This window comes from Mycobacterium asiaticum, assembly GCF_001673635.1.
Taxonomy (GTDB): Bacteria; Actinomycetota; Actinomycetes; order Mycobacteriales; family Mycobacteriaceae; genus Mycobacterium; species Mycobacterium asiaticum_C.
Window position 1 is genome coordinate 1 of record NZ_LZMH01000053.1, and the last position, 1061, is coordinate 1061.

The 1061-nt window shown below is 66.1% G+C and carries 2 protein-coding genes and 1 pseudogene; 2 read left to right on the plus strand and 1 reads right to left on the minus strand.

All coding sequences use genetic code 11. From position 1 onward, the window contains the following. Positions 1-64 (minus strand): hypothetical protein (locus tag A5645_RS29295; RefSeq protein WP_366663766.1); only part of this gene is annotated, 64 nt, incomplete at its 3' end. Between A5645_RS29295 and A5645_RS15490 the strand changes: the two are divergent. Both A5645_RS15490 and A5645_RS28755 read left to right on the plus strand, forming a co-directional pair. Continuing rightward, positions 41-862: pseudogene (locus tag A5645_RS15490) on the plus strand (ABC transporter permease); the annotation flags it as partial. The gene A5645_RS29295 and the pseudogene A5645_RS15490 overlap by 24 nt on opposite strands. A gap of 86 nt (positions 863-948) precedes the next feature. Continuing rightward, positions 949-1061: hypothetical protein (locus A5645_RS28755; protein ID WP_231123035.1), on the plus strand; the 113-nt coding region annotated here is incomplete at its 3' end.

Here is a 1061-nt window from a genome sequence, read left to right on the forward strand (position 1 = left end):
GCAGGGTGGATTTGCCGGCTCCGGAGGGGCCGACCACGGCCAGCAAGCTGCGTTGGGGCAGCACGAAGCTGACATCGCCGCCGACCGCCAATACGCCCTATTCCTGCTCGCCCTACCCCTGCTCCTGAGCCTGTTCACCTACGCCGTCCCCGGCGACGCCGGCCTCTCCCTGGCCAAAGCGATCGAGAAGGTATCGACCCAGCCGGGCCAGCTGTTGGTACTGCTGATCATCGGTGGCGCGTTGATGGGGTGTGCGACTTCGATCCGCGAGATCGTCAAGGAACAGGCGATCTACCGGCGCGAACACGGCATCGGCCTATCCGGCAGCGCCTACCTCGCCTCCAAACTGGCTGTGCTGGGCGCGATTACGAGTGCACAGGGCTTGATTCTGGGTTTTCTGGGCGTCGCATTCCTGCCGCCACCGGACCAATCGGTGGTACTGCCGTGGCCGCGGCTCGAGATCGCGGTGGCCGTGCTGGCGGTCACCGTCGTGTCGATGATCGTTGGGCTGCTGATCTCGGCGCTGATCGGCAACGCCGACCGCGGCATGCCGCTGCTGGTGCTGGTGGTGATGGCCCAACTGGTGCTGTGCGGCGGAATGTTCGGGGTGGACGACCGGGTTCCGCTCGAGCAACTGGCCTGGCTGTCCCCGTCCCGCTGGGCCTACGCCATGGCCGCGTCGACGGTAGACCTCAACGACCTGCACCGCACCGCCGGTGGCGACCAGGATCCGTTGTGGGACTACGACATCGGTAGCTGGTCGATCGCCGCCGCGGCCTGCGCCGTCCAGGCGATCGCCTTGGTGATCCTGATCGTGCTGCGGTTGCGCCGCATGGGTCCGCAGCGCAGGGCCAAGAATTGATGGGTGGCGGAATTTGCGGACGGCACATCTAACGCGCGGCTGTTGATAATGTCAGCCACATTGCGGGTTGACTGGGAGGATCAGCGATGAGCGATACGCAGGACTCGCGGGTGGGCACGACATTCGGGCCCTACCATCTCAAGCGGTTGCTGGGCCGCGGCGGGATGGGCGAGGTCTACGAGGCCGAGCACACCGTCAA